The sequence below is a fragment of the Blautia parvula genome (assembly GCF_020215665.1).
GTDB classification, from domain to species: Bacteria; Bacillota; Clostridia; order Lachnospirales; family Lachnospiraceae; genus Blautia; species Blautia celeris.
In genome coordinates this window covers 1,060,341-1,075,424 of sequence record NZ_CP084061.1, presented here as the reverse complement: position 1 = coordinate 1,075,424, position 15,084 = coordinate 1,060,341, and the positions used below count along the sequence as shown (strand labels likewise).

Genomic DNA, 15,084 nt, shown 5'->3' with positions numbered 1-15,084 from the left:
TATAAAAGCAGATAAGTCTTTTTGTGCTAGCTTTGCTATAAAAGGTAGAAGAGTATAGATTATACCCAGATGTAGAAATGACGTACACATATGTTAAAGTTTAAAAACTGAATCAATTATAGTATTCTATTACGCATGCTTTGGACTGTAGGCAAAGTCCCTTTGAAATATATATGCACTGCTATACTTCTGAACTGAAATACTGATTAATATTAAAGATTTAATTACAGCAATATGGAAATGCAACACCAAGCAGCATAAGCAGTAAATATTGATAATGGAATAGCTGCTGGGAATTGAATTTTAAACATACATAGGTAAAACCACGCACAAAGTTTGATGTCTTAAAACTTAACTATTTCCGGTTCAGTCTCAAAATTTGAAAAAGTGGCAGTAACATTTTTTAGATAAAATACCACATTGTTTCCGTCGCCGGGCATATAATCAGGCATCAGATACGGGCAGGCATTTAGCAAATGCTTTTCAGCTTCAATGCGTTCGTCAAAAACAGCAGTCGCCTGAATGCGAAGCCAGTTCATTCCTTTGCACGCACAAATCTCAATTTTGGGATGCTTAAGCATCTGATGGTATACAGGCTTGCATTTTGCAGTCTGCATGTAAAGCTTGCCTTCAAAAATATCAATCGTGTTAAAAGGTCTCACGCGCGGATATTCGCTGTCGTATGTCGCTATGTAGTAGGTTCCGCATTTTTTTATGTAATCATATACTTTTTTCAATTTATATTCTCCTTTTTGTATAAGCAGTGTTAAATTCTTCCACAGACACTGTCTTTCTCTTAAATTATCGTTTTATGCGCGCATCGATTTCTTTCCGATAGGTAGTGACTAACTGACTAGTAATTTCTTTCATTCTCCAGACCATCACCATGGAGAGCAGTATACTGACGCCGGAAATGGCAATCAGCGAAAGAAGGAGTATCCGGCAGGTATACGCACTTTGTACACTCAGGAGTTCATCATAGTGAGAAAAAGTCAAAGCTGCGCCCACCAGTGAGGTTGTCACTGCGCCTCCGAACTTCATAGCAAACGTGGCAAAAGCCGAGATGATACCGGGCAGAACAATACCTGATTTCCATTCGGTATAATCTGCTACGTCCGGCAGCATGGCAAAGGAGATACCCATAAACAGTCCGTTGCCGGTACCCAGGAGCACTTCATATGCAGCAGCCATGGCAAAGCCGTTAGCAAATACCAGACAGCCATTGGCAATCAGTACACAGAGGCCTCCTGCCAGCATAATGACTCTTTTCTCAAAACGCCTTCCCAGATAAAACAGGGCTCCGGTAATCAGCGTCTGCACAGCAAACCCCGTAGTTAAAAGAGGAGATACCCATTCTTCATGTCCAAGATTATAGATACAGATATAGGCAAACAGCGAAGAGCTGGCGTAGGCATGGGCCATAAGGAAAAAGATAATTGTCATTAGCTTCCAGAACGGTCGGTTGCCCAGAATCGGACGAAATTTTTCCCGCCATTTTATTTGATGCCCTTCGGCATCCTCATAGGAGACGTAGATTCTTTCCTTTGTGCCAAAGAAGCAGTTCAAAGTGCAGATGACGATGATTACGGCAACTACAGCCGACATCACACGCCAGCCCAAAATGTTCTTATAACCTCCAAAGTACAGAATAATTGGCATGGCAATCAGGGACAGAATAATCTGCGCCGTTGATTCGCCCAGCGCCCTGGCATTGGAGAAGTCCAGCCGGTCTTTGGTGTCCTCTGACATGGTTACATTCATTGCCATAAAGGGACAGACGATAGCTGTTTCCAGAATCGGTGTCATAACTAGGTAAATGGCAAGTACCCAGAGCGCTTTTGAAAGCTCCGAGGTTAAAAAAACAGGGGACCAGAACATCAGCAGTACGCAAACTGCCAGCGGAATACCGTTTAAAATCCATATCCGATATTTGCCCCAGCGGGAATTTCCACGGTCTGCAATGCTGGTAATGATCAAATCTGATATGGCGTCCAGCACCTTTACAACCGTCATAATCACGCCGATAATGGCTACATTGATTCGCAGTACGTCAGAACAGAACAGCATCAGATATGTTAAAATAAGTGTCGTTTCTATACAGTAGGCAACCGCGCCGGTTCCATAACTGAGTTTTTCTCTTAAACTTGCTCTTTCCTTCTGCATTACATCTCTCCCCCAGCGAGGCATCAAGGCTTCGCTGTACTTTTCTTTTGGTTATGCTTTTACTTTACTCTTAAAGCTGGCCATAAACTCCAATACTACCATTACAGTTGAGATAATACCACCATAAAGATAGATAGGTGATACGCCGCCCAAAACAGTAATCAACGGCTGTACCAGATATGGTGTCAGGAACATTCCGACAAAGCATACAGTGGTGGCAACACTGATAGCCATCTCGACTTTTTCTGCGGCTACGATGTTTGGCAGATAGGCGAGAAGCCATGCAAAGAATGCACCGTACGCGCCGCCCATCATGGCTGCGCCAGCGATGGCAGTACCGGGTGTGCGGACGAAGTACATCAAAAGCATACCCGCAGCAAAAAGCAAAAGCAGAAGGCTGCCGGTTTTTGCTTTGAACTTTCTGTACACAATGCCGATGGTAAAACACAGAATTGCACTGGCAATCGTTTGGCCGGAGGATACGATGCCTGTCAGTGCCGTGGTTCCCAGGGCATTTTCCTCAACATAGACAGAAACAAACTGGAAACATACATAGTACAGAATCTGCATAATCAGCAAGATACCCATGAGTTCGATAAAACGACCTCCGTAGCTGCCTTTTGATTTTGATTTTTTGTCCACTATTTCGGCAGGGGCAGCCGCAGCAGGATTTGCAGCTGCAGTTTCCTTATCACTTGGCAGGAAGAAGATGCAGAGAATCAAAACCGGAATGCTGATCCAGAACAGATGGTAGGAGTTTCTCCAGCCTCTCTGTGCCAGAATACCGGAGAAAAAGCTCATTAGTGAGCCGATACCGGCCTGCAGTCCCATGTAGATGCCCATAAAGCTGGTACGCTTTGTTTCATCCACAAACACATCAGCAATTATCATGACATACAACACGTTTACAAGACCATAGGCAAGACCTGCTACAAATCTTACTACAATCATATAATAGATATTCTCAATAGCGGCACCGAAGATAGTGGATGCTGCATAGAGTGCTGCACAAATAATGATCAAATTTTTCTTGCCCGTTAGTTTGACGATAAATGGAGTCAGAAAGCTGAACATGGCAATGATTGCGGGAATAGATAAAAATACATTTACTGCCCCCGTCTGTTCCGAAAATGCTTCATAGATGGAACCGATAACCGGAACAATTGCAAGATCCATCATAACAATCACGTTCAGTGAAACTAAAGTGATAAAAAACATTGCAATTTTCCCTTTAGACCATTTAAGACACATATTTTCCCCTTTCAAATTCTGCGATTTATCGAGTTTTTCGTGGATACCTGTGGGCAGAGAACACTCACAATCATGCACGAAGCCTCATTTTCATTAGCATTTCATTATTAATATTTGCCGTATTTCTCAACCGCCTCATACATGGCTTCTACATTTTCCGGTTTTCCTATATCGGCGGAACCGTCGAAATCAAAGATATAGCCACCGCCGGGAGCACAGATATCCAACAACTCTTTGACCTTGTCCACTACCTGTTCTTTGCTACCATTTAACAGCAGTGCTGCCGGGAAGTTTCCTACGATACAAGAGTTGCTGCCCAGAGTCTTCTTTGCATTTTTCATATCCACGATTTCAAAGTGAATCATACATTTACCCTTTGGCAGATCGGTTAGCTGTTCCAGACGGGTGTTGTATTTGCCTTCAGTGTACAGATATGGTACAACGTTCATGTCAACCAGCGCATTGATAACTTTTTTGAACGGCTTCCAGTATAACTTTTCGTACTGTTTAGCGCTCATAAAACCGTCCATCCCCTTGTGCATCGGGAAACAGCATTTACGTACCGTCAGGCCTGCATCCTTATAATATTGAAAGCTGGCAATCTGCATATCAGCAAAGAGGTAGCACAGCTCTTCAAGCTCATCTTCATAGTCGATCTGATCCGTTAGGGTAGCCAGTGTGCCGCGGAAGAAATCGCCAATAATATCAAACGGGACCTCACCGCCGCCATCCATGGATATAGGGAATCCCAGTTCGATAATTTCCTGCGCCAACTGTTCATTTCCTGTGGCAACCTTTCGCTCTTCTTCTGCCATCTTGATCAGGGTTTTGTAGGTTTCCACGGCTTCCGGAGCAAACAGCGGGGCAAGCGGGATGGTTCCTTGCATAAATGCTGGATTGATGTCAAAACAGGAGAAACCCTTTAAGCCAGGGAATGCCTTGGGAAAATACTTTCGGAACATGAAGCCAGTGTAATCTTTCAGAATCTCCGGATATTCATTCTCAGTCATAAACTCAAATTCCTGCACCTGATGATTGGAAAAATCCGGTACCTTTGTTCCGGGACGTCCCGGCCAGTCAATCATGATTGTCTGGGCCAATTCATTGGACTTGCCGCTGTAAAGCGCCTGAGGAATGGCTGCATCAATGATGGGGTGAGTTTTAAAAAAATTCACAGATGCCTGGATGGCTTTCTGATGATTATAGAAAGCATCCTTGTTAGTGGCTCCGTTTAAAACAAGCGGAAGAACGCCTTCGGGAGACATAACCGGCACACGGTCTGTTTCTTTCAGTGCAATAGCATCGTTATAGCGTTTTTCTCTTTCTTTATATAGTTTTTCAGTTTCTTTATTCATATTTTACCTCTTTCGCGATGGATTTTTATTTGAAAAATTTTTTGCTGAGTACATTGATCTCATTGGATACGGCTTCATATACACCTTCATATACACTGCCTACACCGCCATAAGTTGTGTTGGGGATAAAATATTTGGTGCCGCACAGTTCGCAGATTCGGTCTGTCTCTGCATTAATGGCTTCCTTTGTCCAATCCTTGCGGTCGATCTTGCCGTTGTCAATACCGCCCATGATTGTGATGTCCTTGCCGTATTCCTGCAGAATCTTGGGCAAATTGTTGGTGGACATGGCACCCTGCCAGATGTCGATTCCAGCTTCAATCATTTCTGGAACAAAGGTCTCGCAGTAGGAGTCAGTGTGGTGAACAACCAGCACCACGCCTTTGCTGCGATAATAATCATAAATCTTCTTTGTTGGCTCCAGTAGAAACTCCCGGAACATCTGCTTTGACATAAAGGTGGAAAGCTGGCTGCCCCAGTCATCGTGGCGGTAAATAGCGTCGGGATGGATATGGTCGCAGACGGTATCGGCCATTCTTAGCTCATACTCTGTGAGGAAATCAATCAGTTCGTGCATACATTCCGGTTCCTCATAGAAATTGACCAAAGAATCCTCCATACCCATCAGATAATGGAGGCTCTCAAAAATGCCAGGCCATGCAAAATAGGTAACAAACTGTTCGTTTCTGTCCACCTTTTCAGCCTCGGCAACCCAAGGCGCCCATTCTTCTTCAGAATAATTGGTGTCCGGCATAGTAACAAAATCTTTCCAGTGGGTGATATCCTTGATTACTTTCTGATTACCGTGAACCGGAAAAGAACCAGGAGTTCCCTTGGGCCACTGGATGAGTACACCGAACCAGTTCCTTCTGGGGGCTCCACCATAGTCTGGTTCAGGAAAACGTACCTCGCGGGGAGTCATAAACTGCAGTGCGAATGGCTCGAACTGATTCACATACCGGTCAGGATTTCCGCCTTTGATGGTCTCCAGCAAGTTTTGACGTTTGGTCAACATAAAAAATTCCTCCTTTATTTTGTACATTTTGTATGTGGGTATAGGGAATCCGCTGTATAGAGATTCCTTTGTAATAAACATTTTACCAGTTGTCTTATGATTACATAATCTTTATAATGTACGTAGTTTTTGATATTATATGGTTAGATTAGCCATATACTACATTACATACCAATTAGTAGTTACTATTTTGGTTATTTTAACTATATTTTAATTTTTAGAAAAACAGTTTAAAGAAAGCGCTGTTGTATATCCAGCGTTATATCGTGGAAAAAACAGAATAATAGTGAATCAGCAAACAAATTATGATATGATTTATGGTTAATTTGTACATATTATTGTGTTGCTCTTTATTTTTTGTTATAATTATTCAAATGCCATATCCTTTTCCAATTCAAAGGAGTCCCATATGAATTTGAACCTAGTGATTATCAAAAAAGAACTAAACCTAAGTTGTACGGATTTTCATTATTTAGATGATCCCACCACTTTTCCGTGTGCTTATCCGATCCTGTATGACAGTGAATACCATTGTGAGCCGGATGCTGTCTATATCTGCTATAGTGAGCAGTTGCGTGCTTATATTGATGCATCATCATCCCCCTCGTTTATTGTAATTGGAAAGATAAACCCGGAAATAGGTTTGCTGTCCTGTAATTATATCTGTTTGGAAACGTCCTTTACCCCATTGGAGATTTTAAGGAAGGTTCAGCTTATATTCAAAAAATATTATCAGTGGGAAACAATGATGAGGAAGGTTCATTACCAAGATCTTCCGTTATCAGAATATGGAAAAATCACCCAGTCTTTTATTAGAAATCCTTTTAGTCTCGTTACCTGTGCTCATCAGATACTTTTTCAATATCCTGGTTTTCCAGGAAAAGAGACCTCAAAACTCTATCAGGACTATCTGAACACATATTTTAAAAATAAACAGCGGGGTACTTCTATTGAAGAAATTGATTATTTAATCATGGACAACAGCTACCTCGCAACAAAGTCTGATTTGAATCCTGGTATTTTTTCTTCCAAGCATTATGACTATCGATGGGTATATCAGAATATCTTTAAAAACGGAAGGCATGTGGCTACGTTGGAGATAGACGAAATACTTTATCCAATCACAGATTTTGATATTGCTATTATAAAAATCTTGGGCGATGTTATACAGGAGGAGCTTGGCCATGTAACTATAGAGCGTCTTTATCAGACAAAGGAGGTTCTCTATCTACTGGATAATCTGTTGAGCCACAAGATTGTTGACGATAAAAAAGTAGCGGATGCTCTTAAACTCTTGCATTGGGAAATAAATGATACTTATTTTTGCATCACTATACTCCGGGAATCTGATGACCGTTCCACCATAAACTCATTAATTGACCAAATAGCAACTTTATCTTTTGACGATACCTATATACTCTATGACCAATCCCTGGTCATAGTATTCAGGTTATCTGCACATGGGAATACCAAGGAAATAATCTTGCAATTTTTATTACCTATGCTACGGGATTCATTTTGTTATGTAGGTATAAGCCTGGAGTTTAATGATTTCAAGAACTTGTACTATTATTATAAACAGGCGCAAATCGCACTGAAAATTGGCCGTTCTCAAGATCCGTCTTTCTGGAGTTATCATTGGGAAAACTATGAATTATATTATTGTTTATCGAAGTGTAAAGAGGAACTGATCGAAGAGGCCTTGATACCTAGTGGCCTTTTAAGATTGATGGAACACGACCGACGTAAGAGTGACCGTTATATCCCTCTTTTGCGTATTTATCTGGACAACGAGAGGAATATAGCAGATACAGCACGTGCTGCTTATATGCACCGTAATACCTGTATTTACCGACTTAAACGTATCGAAGAAATCCTGCAGATGGATTTGGACAATCCGGAAGTGCGCTTGTTGCTCCAAATGTGTTTGAATATGCTGGAAACCTAATCGGAGTTTGCTATAGAACAAAGGAGAATACTATTAACCTTGGAGTAAGGAGAGCCTGTACATGCTGAATTGAAAAAGTAAATTCCAGTGTAAGACTTAATTTCATCACTATTTAAAATACAGCTTAAATCATAAGGTTTTTAACACAAAGATTTTCTATATCTGTTATAATTATGCTGATTTCTTACAAAAAATCCTGTTTCAGGGCATGGCAAACGGGCCACTGGGATTTTGTGTGCTGGACTAAATTCTACCGACCACATTATGATTCTAACGCAGTGTCATAAGGTGGTCTGCCATCAAGACTTTTTCTTGGCTAATACCATTTGGAAGTACAATACGGAGCATTATGTGAGTTGCTCCACACCGCCTTTTTCCGCTTCTCATAGGATCACAATAATAAATGCTGGTTCGTTGGATTCCCTCCATGCCTGTTTCCAGTGCTTCCGGATCACCCATTTCTTATCTCTGTCTGTAAGCAGATATTCAAACAGAGATAAGAAATTGTAAGTTCCTAAACGTTTTTCAAGATGGTCAAAAACAAGGCGTACAGCACCTTTCGTGCAGCGGTTCATCAGGAATGCCAGGAAGAATTTTTCCTTTGTGAAAAAGAAGGTTAACAACGTTTTCTTTGATTCACGCGAAGAATGGACCGTGTCCATTTCAACGTAAGTTCACGCTCAAAATCAGGGCAGGTTTGATTACGGGTAGGACAGGAAGTACATTTGATGCCACACAGAAGGATCTTGCCGCAAGCATTGGTCTTCTTACAATAATAGCGATGGATGCAGAAGTTTTTGGCATTGTAAAAAGTACCTTTATGATATCAATCAGAAAAGCAGTGTGTTTTGACCTCTTTCGATATGGTAGTCGAGTCTATACCCAGGTATTTGGCGATATCTTTAAAGGTATAGCCTTTACACAAGGAATTCTCGATGTAGATACGGTCTTTAAGGGTAAAGAGCTCAAAATCCCCGGGGCTTGAAAAAGCCGGAGAGTTGCAGTATAATTTAATTTGGATTTTTGTAATTTGCAGGAAAGCGAGGAGAAATTATTTGCAGGAGCAGGAACTAGAATTTACACTAGATCAGCAGATGGATGTTTTCGGTGTTCAGGACAGCAATGCAAAGCTCATTGAAAATGCCCTGTCTGTTTCAATAAACGCCAGAAACTCCCATGTGGAGATTCTCGGAGATTCTGAGCAGGCTGTACAGAGTGCAGTGCGTACTCTCAAATCCCTCCGGGACATTCATGACAGAAAAGAGAAGATTGACACGGATGTAGTCTACCGCGTGCTGGAATCCATCCAGGCAGGAGAGATTGAGGAAACCATGAAGGCCATGTCCGATGTCATTGTCCTTGCCCACAGAAACCGTCCCATTAAATGCAAGACCATCGGCCAGAAGAACTATGCCAAAGCCCTAAAGGAAAATACGGTAAATATCTGCATCGGCCCTGCCGGTACCGGAAAGACATATCTGGCGGTTGCCCAGGCTGTGGCGGATCTGAAAAACGGCAATATTGAGCGTATCATTATGAGCCGTCCGGCAATTGAGGCCGGGGAGGAACGGCTGGGCTTTCTTCCGGGAGATTTATCCCAGAAGGTAGACCCCTATCTTCGCCCTCTCTATGACGCCCTCAACGATATTCTGGGAAATGAACAGGTCCAGAAATATCTGGAGCGGGGAACCATCGAGATCGCACCGCTTGCCTATATGCGGGGCAGAACCCTGAACCGGGCAAGCATTATCATAGATGAAAGTCAGAACGCCTCACTCTCAACCCTCAAAATGGCCCTGACCAGGCTCGGAGAAGGATCAAAAATGGTCCTGACCGGAGATGTGACACAGATTGACCTTCCAAAGAACACAGATTCCGGACTGGAAAAATGCGCCGCTATCCTGGGTTCCATTGACGGGATCGGTATAGTGCGGCTGAATAACCGGGATGTGGTCAGAAACAGGCTTGTGAAGGATATTGTGAAGGCATTTGAGAAAGCAGAGGCGGATAAAAAGCCGGGACCGTCCGGCAGACAGACGCATATGCGCAGAAAATAAATGAATAATAACCGATAGAAACTCATACAAAAGAGAATAATGGGGAGGAAATTGTATGACACTGAATATTGACAAGGAATATCCCGGAAATGTGGATTTTGATTATGAGTCCATTGCCCGGCAGGTTGTGGAAGCAGCCCTGGATTCTGAAAACTGTCCCTATGAGGCCGAAGTGAGCTTAGTACTCACCACAGATGAGGACATCCAAAGAACGAACCGGGAATTCCGTGAGATAGACAGGGTGACAGATGTGCTGTCCTTTCCCATGCTGGATTATGATACACCGGGGGATTTTTCCTTCTTAGAGGAATCCGAGGACGCATTCCATCCTGAGACAGGGGAGCTGATTTTAGGGGATATTATGATCGCAGTGCCCAGAATGCTTCAGCAGGCCGTGCAGTACGGACATGGCGCTGTACGGGAATTTGCGTTTCTTGTAGCCCACAGCATGCTGCATCTGATGGGCTATGATCATATGTCAGAGGAAGAGGCTGCTGTCATGGAAGCAAAACAGGAGGCCATCCTTGAAGGGCTTGGAATCCGCAGATAAGAAATTGGAGGAAAATTATGAGAACAAAAAAATATCTCGCATGGCTGCTGGTGGGAGCCGTCTGTGCGTCCACACTGCTTGCAGGATGCGGGAAAAAGAAAGAGGCTGAGAAAAAGGAGATTCCGCAGGAGACGGTAGAGGAGCCTGAGGAAAAAGAAGAGGTCAAGGAGATTGTACTGCAGCCAAAAGAACCGGAGACGGAACAGATCCCTGAGGGCATGATGAAAAGTTACCTGACAGGAGAGTATGTAAGTCCTGCCATCGGACAGAGAAGGCCCGTGGCTGTTATGCTGAACAATATCCAGGCAGCGGTCCCCCAGGCGGGAATTGCCAATGCAGGTGTTGTGTATGAGGCACCTGTGGAGGGCGGTATTACCAGGCTTATGGGTATTTTTGAGGATTACGACAATCTGGAGAAAATCGGCTCTGTGAGAAGCTGCAGGGATTACTATATTTTCTATGCCATGGAATTTGAAGCGATCTACGCTCATTATGGACAGGCAGCTTACGCCCTTCCCTATCTGGAACTGCCGGAAGTCAATAATCTAAGCGGCCTCTCAGGATACGGTGCGGATGTCTACTACCGTACTACAGACCGTGTGGCACCCCACAACGCATACACAAGCTTTGCGGGACTGCAGAAGGGAATTGAGATCAATGCCTACAGCCAGGAGTATTCCCCGGAGTACAAAGGACATTTCCAGTTCGCATGGGTGGGCAAGGAGGCAGCTCCCGCAGGGGGCACACCCGCAACCCTGATAAAGCCCCATTACTCCGTCAATGACCCGTGGTTTGACTATAACGCGGAGGATAAGCTTTACTACCGTTCCCAGTACGGGGAACCGCAGATTGACGAGCTGACAGGCAGCCAGCTGGGCTACAAAAATGTCATCCTCCAGTATTGCCCTTGGGAAAATTATGACGATAACGGATATCTGAACATCAACGTGATGGCAGGAGGAAGCGGCAAGTATATCACGGAAGGCCAGGCCATTGACATTACCTGGAAGAAAGATTCCGAATGGGAACCGACCCATTACTACGATGCCGGCGGCAATGAGATCACCCTGAATCCCGGAAAGACCTGGATCTGCATTATCCAGGATACCAATGCGGACCAGGTGGAAATCTCAGGCCCGGAACCGGCAGCCCCGGAAGCTGCTGAGAATCCGGACGCAGCGGAAAACCCGGATGCGGCACAGGGAACAGAAGTGCCCGCAGAGACTCCGGAAGATACCGGTGCAGCCGAAGTGCCCGCCCAATAAGAAAAATCTCTTCTGCGCTTTTGAAAATGCAGGGAATAACTGAATAAAGTGGAAAAAAAGGCCGATACTAATATTCATAGATAGTTTATATGAATAAAGGAGTGATTCTTTCATGAAAAGAATTTTTTATAGTATCGGCCTTGTCTTTGCCATTTTCTTCCTGAGCTGTGGGTTTTTCCTGAGTTATCAGCTCACCTCTCTGAGAGACAGGATGAACCGGCTGGAACAGGAGAGCGCTTTGATGGGAAAGCAGGTCTCCGCCAATCCGTTTTCCAGGGATAGTGACTATGTCTTTGAATCCTTCAATTCGGATACAGGAAAACTGGTGAAGGAACGTTACCGGGTATCCTCCTACGCTGACAACCAGGTGGTACTGCGGCAGGAGCTGGGAGATGTGTCCGCATCCGATCAGGAGACACGCTACTGTGTCCGTATGGAAAACGGCAGCCTGGTCGTTTATCTGGAAGATGGAAAGGAAGTCTTTGAGTACACGGACATTCCTCTGGAAGCACTGCCAAGCGAGGAACAGGCGGAGGTGCTGGGAGGCAAAGAGATCGTGGGGACAGATGAACTCTACAGTTTCCTTGAGAATTATTCCAGCTAAAGAAAAAGCCGCTCTGGACGAACTCTTAAAAATGGTGTAATATAAGAGAACATGAAAACGATGGAGTGATCAATAATGAACATAAGAGAAAAATTAAAAGATAAAAAAAGAGTTGTAGTAAAAATCGGCTCTTCCTCCCTGACACATGAGCAGACAGGACGTTTAAATCTGACAAAGCTGGAGATTCTGGTCAGGGAACTGGCAGACCTTCACAACCAGGGCAAGGATGTGATCGTGGTTTCCTCCGGTGCCATTGCGGTGGGAAGAAGCGCCATGGGCATCCACAGGCGTCCCGATGAACTGGCGGAGAAGCAGGCATGTGCCGCAGTGGGCCAGGCAAGGCTTATGATGATCTATCAGAAACTCTTTTCTGAGTACAACCAGACCGCAGCTCAGGTGCTCATGACAAAGTACACCATGATCAATGCAGCCACCAGAGTAAATGCCATGAACACCTTTAACAAGCTGTTTGATATGGGAGCCATTCCCATTGTAAATGAAAATGACACCATCTCCACAGATGAGATTGAGTTCGGTGACAACGACACCCTTTCCGCTCTGGTGGCAGCCCTGGTGGATGCGGACATGCTGATCCTGCTGTCCGATATTGACGGGCTTTTCACGGATGACCCCAACCAGAACCCGGACGCCGAATTCATTGACGTGGTGGAGAAGATAGACAGCCATCTGGAGAAAATGGCAAAAGGCAGCACAGGCAGCTCTGTGGGAACAGGAGGCATGGCAACCAAGCTCACCGCCGCCCATATTGCAACCAGCGCAGGCGCTGACATGGTGATCGCCAACGGAGAGGATTTCCACGTGATACATAAAATAATGCAGGGAAGAAACCACGGCACTTTGTTCTTAGCGGACAAAAAAGAAGGCTTTTACCTGGATGACATTATCCAGAAGCTGTGATGCCGCCCCTTTGAGACCATAAGAGAGGAGACCATACACATGAAACAGGAACAGATCGACAGGATCAACGAGCTTGCAAGAAAATCAAAGGTCACAGAACTGACCCCGGAAGAAAAAGAGGAGCAGAAAAAGCTCCGCACAGAATATATTGCCACCATACGCATGAACATGCGTGCCCAATTGGACAATATTGATATCCAGGAAAAAGACGGAACCGTCACTAACTTAGGCACGAAATACGGACTGAAAACAAAACATTAAGCGCAGCAGGCAGACTTGCAGATCTGCCGTATACATAAAGAAAAGGGTTGAATGTATGACAAATTTTGATACATTCCGCCCTTTTTTCCGTTACTGTTCCGATATTATGTAAATTTTAATGATTGAAAATTAAAATCCGTTATAGTAAAATAAGTCGTGAATGTTCAAAACGTGTATAAGAACAGTGACAAGGAATCGTGAATGTTTTGATTTTGCATTTTGGAAAGGATAAGGAATGAATCAGGAAAATTTGGAAGAAATTCTGGGAAATATAGATGCAGGCGGTGAAGCGCCGGCTAAGGAGCCGGACCGCCAGTATTATTTTATGAAAAAAGCACGGGCTCTGGTGAAAGAAAAAAGTGAAGCGCTGGGCCGTCCTCTGACCTTCTGCGTCAATACCTTCGGCTGTCAGATGAATGCCAGAGACTCGGAAAAACTGGTGGGCGTGCTGGAAAATATCGGATATGTGGAGAAGCAGGACGAGGATGCGGATTTTGTCATTTTCAACACCTGTACCGTCCGGGAGAATGCCAATCACCGTGTGTATGGCCGCCTGGGCCAGCTTCATGCCAGGAAAAAGAAAAATCCCCACATGATGATCGCGCTCTGCGGCTGTATGATGCAGGAGGCTCACGTGGTGGAAAAGCTGAAAAAGAGCTATTCCTTTGTGAATCTCATTTTCGGCACACATAATATCTATAAATTTTCAGAGCTGATCGTAAGTGCCCTTACTTCTGACCGTATGGTTATAGATATCTGGAAAGACACCGATAAAATCGTGGAGGACCTGCCTGCAGAACGGAAGTATTCCTTCAAATCCGGTGTCAATATTATGTTCGGATGCAACAACTTCTGCAGCTACTGCATTGTTCCCTATGTGCGCGGCCGGGAGAGAAGCCGAAGCCCGAAAGATATTGTAAGAGAGATTGAACAGCTTGTGGCAGACGGTGTTGTGGAGGTGATGCTTCTGGGCCAGAACGTAAATTCTTATGGCAGGAACCTGGAAGAACCCATGACATTTGCACAGCTTTTACAGGAGATTGAGAAGATAGAAGGGCTTCGCCGGATCCGTTTTATGACCTCACATCCAAAGGATTTGTCGGACGAGCTGATTGAGGTGATGAAAAACAGCAAAAAGATCTGCAGACACCTTCATCTGCCCCTGCAGTCAGGCAGCAGCCGTATCTTAAAACTGATGAACCGAAGATATGACAAGGAACAGTATCTGGCCCTTGTGGAGAAGATTCGTGCCGCAGTGCCGGATATTTCTCTTACCACGGATATTATCGTCGGATTTCCCGGTGAGACAGAAGAGGATTTTCTGGAGACCATGGACGTGGTGGAAAAAGTGCGCTATGACAGTGCCTTTACCTTTATTTATTCCAAGAGGACCGGAACGCCTGCTGCTGTCATGGAAGACCAGATTCCCGAGGAGGTCATAAAAGACCGTTTTGACAGGCTTCTTGTACGGGTGCAGGCCATAGGCAGGGAAATGTCTGCCAGGGACACCGGAACCGTACAGGAGGTTCTTGTGGAGGAGCAGAATGAACACGATAAAACCCTTATGACAGGAAGGCTTTCCAACAACATACTGGTGCATTTTCCGGGAGACAGCTCTCTGATCGGCAGTCTGGTCCGTGTGCGGCTTGATGAGTGCAGAGGATTCTATTACATGGGTACGAAAGTAGGATGACAAT

At 44.5% G+C, this 15,084-nt stretch carries 13 protein-coding genes and 1 pseudogene; 8 read left to right on the top strand and 6 right to left on the bottom strand.

Annotation, left to right across the window (positions count from 1 at the left end; translation table 11 throughout):
- Positions 1–344: 344 nt before the first annotated feature.
- From LC508_RS05120 to LC508_RS05100, 5 genes are all read right to left on the bottom strand, one after another.
- Positions 345–737: a NimC/NimA family protein gene (locus LC508_RS05120; RefSeq protein WP_054353425.1), complete on the bottom strand. Its 393-nt coding sequence runs from the start codon at positions 735–737 to the stop codon at positions 345–347.
- A gap of 64 nt (positions 738–801) precedes the next feature.
- Complete coding sequence (locus tag LC508_RS05115; RefSeq protein WP_158587339.1) at positions 802–2,163, bottom strand: MFS transporter; 1,362 nt, start codon at positions 2,161–2,163, stop codon at positions 802–804.
- A 51-nt stretch (positions 2,164–2,214) separates the two neighbouring features.
- The gene (locus LC508_RS05110; RefSeq protein ID WP_158587340.1) at positions 2,215–3,381 is read right to left on the bottom strand and encodes an MFS transporter; all 1,167 of its coding nucleotides are present in this window, start codon (positions 3,379–3,381) and stop codon (positions 2,215–2,217) included.
- A gap of 140 nt (positions 3,382–3,521) precedes the next feature.
- Positions 3,522–4,769, bottom strand: a complete 1,248-nt coding sequence (locus LC508_RS05105) for a uroporphyrinogen decarboxylase family protein (protein WP_118594109.1) — start codon at positions 4,767–4,769, stop codon at positions 3,522–3,524.
- Between the two features lie 25 nt (positions 4,770–4,794).
- The gene (locus tag LC508_RS05100; protein ID WP_054353432.1) at positions 4,795–5,784 is read right to left on the bottom strand and encodes a uroporphyrinogen decarboxylase family protein; all 990 of its coding nucleotides are present in this window, start codon (positions 5,782–5,784) and stop codon (positions 4,795–4,797) included.
- A gap of 409 nt (positions 5,785–6,193) precedes the next feature.
- Here LC508_RS05100 and LC508_RS05095 point away from each other — a divergent pair, with 409 nt between their 5' ends.
- Positions 6,194–7,732 (top strand): PucR family transcriptional regulator, encoded by a 1,539-nt coding sequence (locus LC508_RS05095; RefSeq protein WP_054353433.1) that lies wholly within the window; start codon positions 6,194–6,196, stop codon positions 7,730–7,732.
- 265 nt (positions 7,733–7,997) lie between these two features.
- On the opposite strand, the pseudogene LC508_RS28850 reads toward LC508_RS05095, so the two are convergent.
- A pseudogene (locus LC508_RS28850) lies at positions 7,998–8,747 on the bottom strand (helix-turn-helix domain-containing protein); the annotation flags it as partial.
- Between the two features lie 40 nt (positions 8,748–8,787).
- Between LC508_RS28850 and LC508_RS05085 the strand changes: the two are divergent.
- The 7 genes from LC508_RS05085 to miaB all read left to right on the top strand — a co-directional run bounded on the left by LC508_RS05085 (position 8,788) and on the right by miaB (position 15,080).
- Positions 8,788–9,789 carry a PhoH family protein gene (locus LC508_RS05085; RefSeq protein WP_033142434.1) on the top strand — a complete coding sequence of 334 codons (1,002 nt, stop codon included), beginning with the start codon at positions 8,788–8,790 and terminating at the stop codon, positions 9,787–9,789.
- A gap of 55 nt (positions 9,790–9,844) precedes the next feature.
- Positions 9,845–10,339, top strand: coding sequence for an rRNA maturation RNase YbeY (gene ybeY / locus LC508_RS05080; protein ID WP_033142433.1), 495 nt, complete (start codon positions 9,845–9,847; stop codon positions 10,337–10,339).
- A gap of 17 nt (positions 10,340–10,356) precedes the next feature.
- Positions 10,357–11,604, top strand: coding sequence for a DUF3048 domain-containing protein (locus tag LC508_RS05075; RefSeq protein ID WP_054353435.1), 1,248 nt, complete (start codon positions 10,357–10,359; stop codon positions 11,602–11,604).
- A 112-nt stretch (positions 11,605–11,716) separates the two neighbouring features.
- Positions 11,717–12,208 carry a hypothetical protein gene (locus tag LC508_RS05070; protein ID WP_103732750.1) on the top strand — a complete coding sequence of 164 codons (492 nt, stop codon included), beginning with the start codon at positions 11,717–11,719 and terminating at the stop codon, positions 12,206–12,208.
- Between the two features lie 75 nt (positions 12,209–12,283).
- On the top strand, positions 12,284–13,126 hold the full coding sequence (gene proB / locus LC508_RS05065) for a glutamate 5-kinase (RefSeq protein ID WP_033142431.1): 843 nt from the start codon (positions 12,284–12,286) through the stop codon (positions 13,124–13,126).
- Between the two features lie 39 nt (positions 13,127–13,165).
- A complete protein-coding gene (locus LC508_RS05060) occupies positions 13,166–13,387 on the top strand; it encodes a DUF896 domain-containing protein (RefSeq protein WP_033142430.1) in 222 nt (73 codons plus the stop codon).
- Between the two features lie 235 nt (positions 13,388–13,622).
- Positions 13,623–15,080: a tRNA (N6-isopentenyl adenosine(37)-C2)-methylthiotransferase MiaB gene (gene miaB / locus LC508_RS05055; RefSeq protein WP_103732159.1), complete on the top strand. Its 1,458-nt coding sequence runs from the start codon at positions 13,623–13,625 to the stop codon at positions 15,078–15,080.
- The last annotated feature ends 4 nt before the right edge of the window (positions 15,081–15,084 follow it).

Excerpts from the sequence above, each read along its gene's own strand:
- LC508_RS05115 (WP_158587339.1), bottom strand. The coding sequence starts at position 2,163 with ATGCAGAAGGAAAGAGCAAGTTTAAGAGAAAAACTCAGTTATGGAACC.
- LC508_RS05110 (WP_158587340.1), bottom strand. The coding sequence starts at position 3,381 with ATGTTTTTTATCACTTTAGTTTCACTGAACGTGATTGTTATGATGGAT.
- LC508_RS05105 (WP_118594109.1), bottom strand. The coding sequence starts at position 4,769 with ATGAATAAAGAAACTGAAAAACTATATAAAGAAAGAGAAAAACGCTAT.
- LC508_RS05100 (WP_054353432.1), bottom strand. The coding sequence starts at position 5,784 with ATGTTGACCAAACGTCAAAACTTGCTGGAGACCATCAAAGGCGGAAAT.
- LC508_RS05095 (WP_054353433.1), top strand. The coding sequence starts at position 6,194 with ATGAATTTGAACCTAGTGATTATCAAAAAAGAACTAAACCTAAGTTGT.
- ybeY (WP_033142433.1), top strand. The coding sequence starts at position 9,845 with ATGACACTGAATATTGACAAGGAATATCCCGGAAATGTGGATTTTGAT.
- LC508_RS05075 (WP_054353435.1), top strand. The coding sequence starts at position 10,357 with ATGAGAACAAAAAAATATCTCGCATGGCTGCTGGTGGGAGCCGTCTGT.
- LC508_RS05070 (WP_103732750.1), top strand. The coding sequence starts at position 11,717 with ATGAAAAGAATTTTTTATAGTATCGGCCTTGTCTTTGCCATTTTCTTC.
- proB (WP_033142431.1), top strand. The coding sequence starts at position 12,284 with ATGAACATAAGAGAAAAATTAAAAGATAAAAAAAGAGTTGTAGTAAAA.
- LC508_RS05060 (WP_033142430.1), top strand. The coding sequence starts at position 13,166 with ATGAAACAGGAACAGATCGACAGGATCAACGAGCTTGCAAGAAAATCA.
- miaB (WP_103732159.1), top strand. The coding sequence starts at position 13,623 with ATGAATCAGGAAAATTTGGAAGAAATTCTGGGAAATATAGATGCAGGC.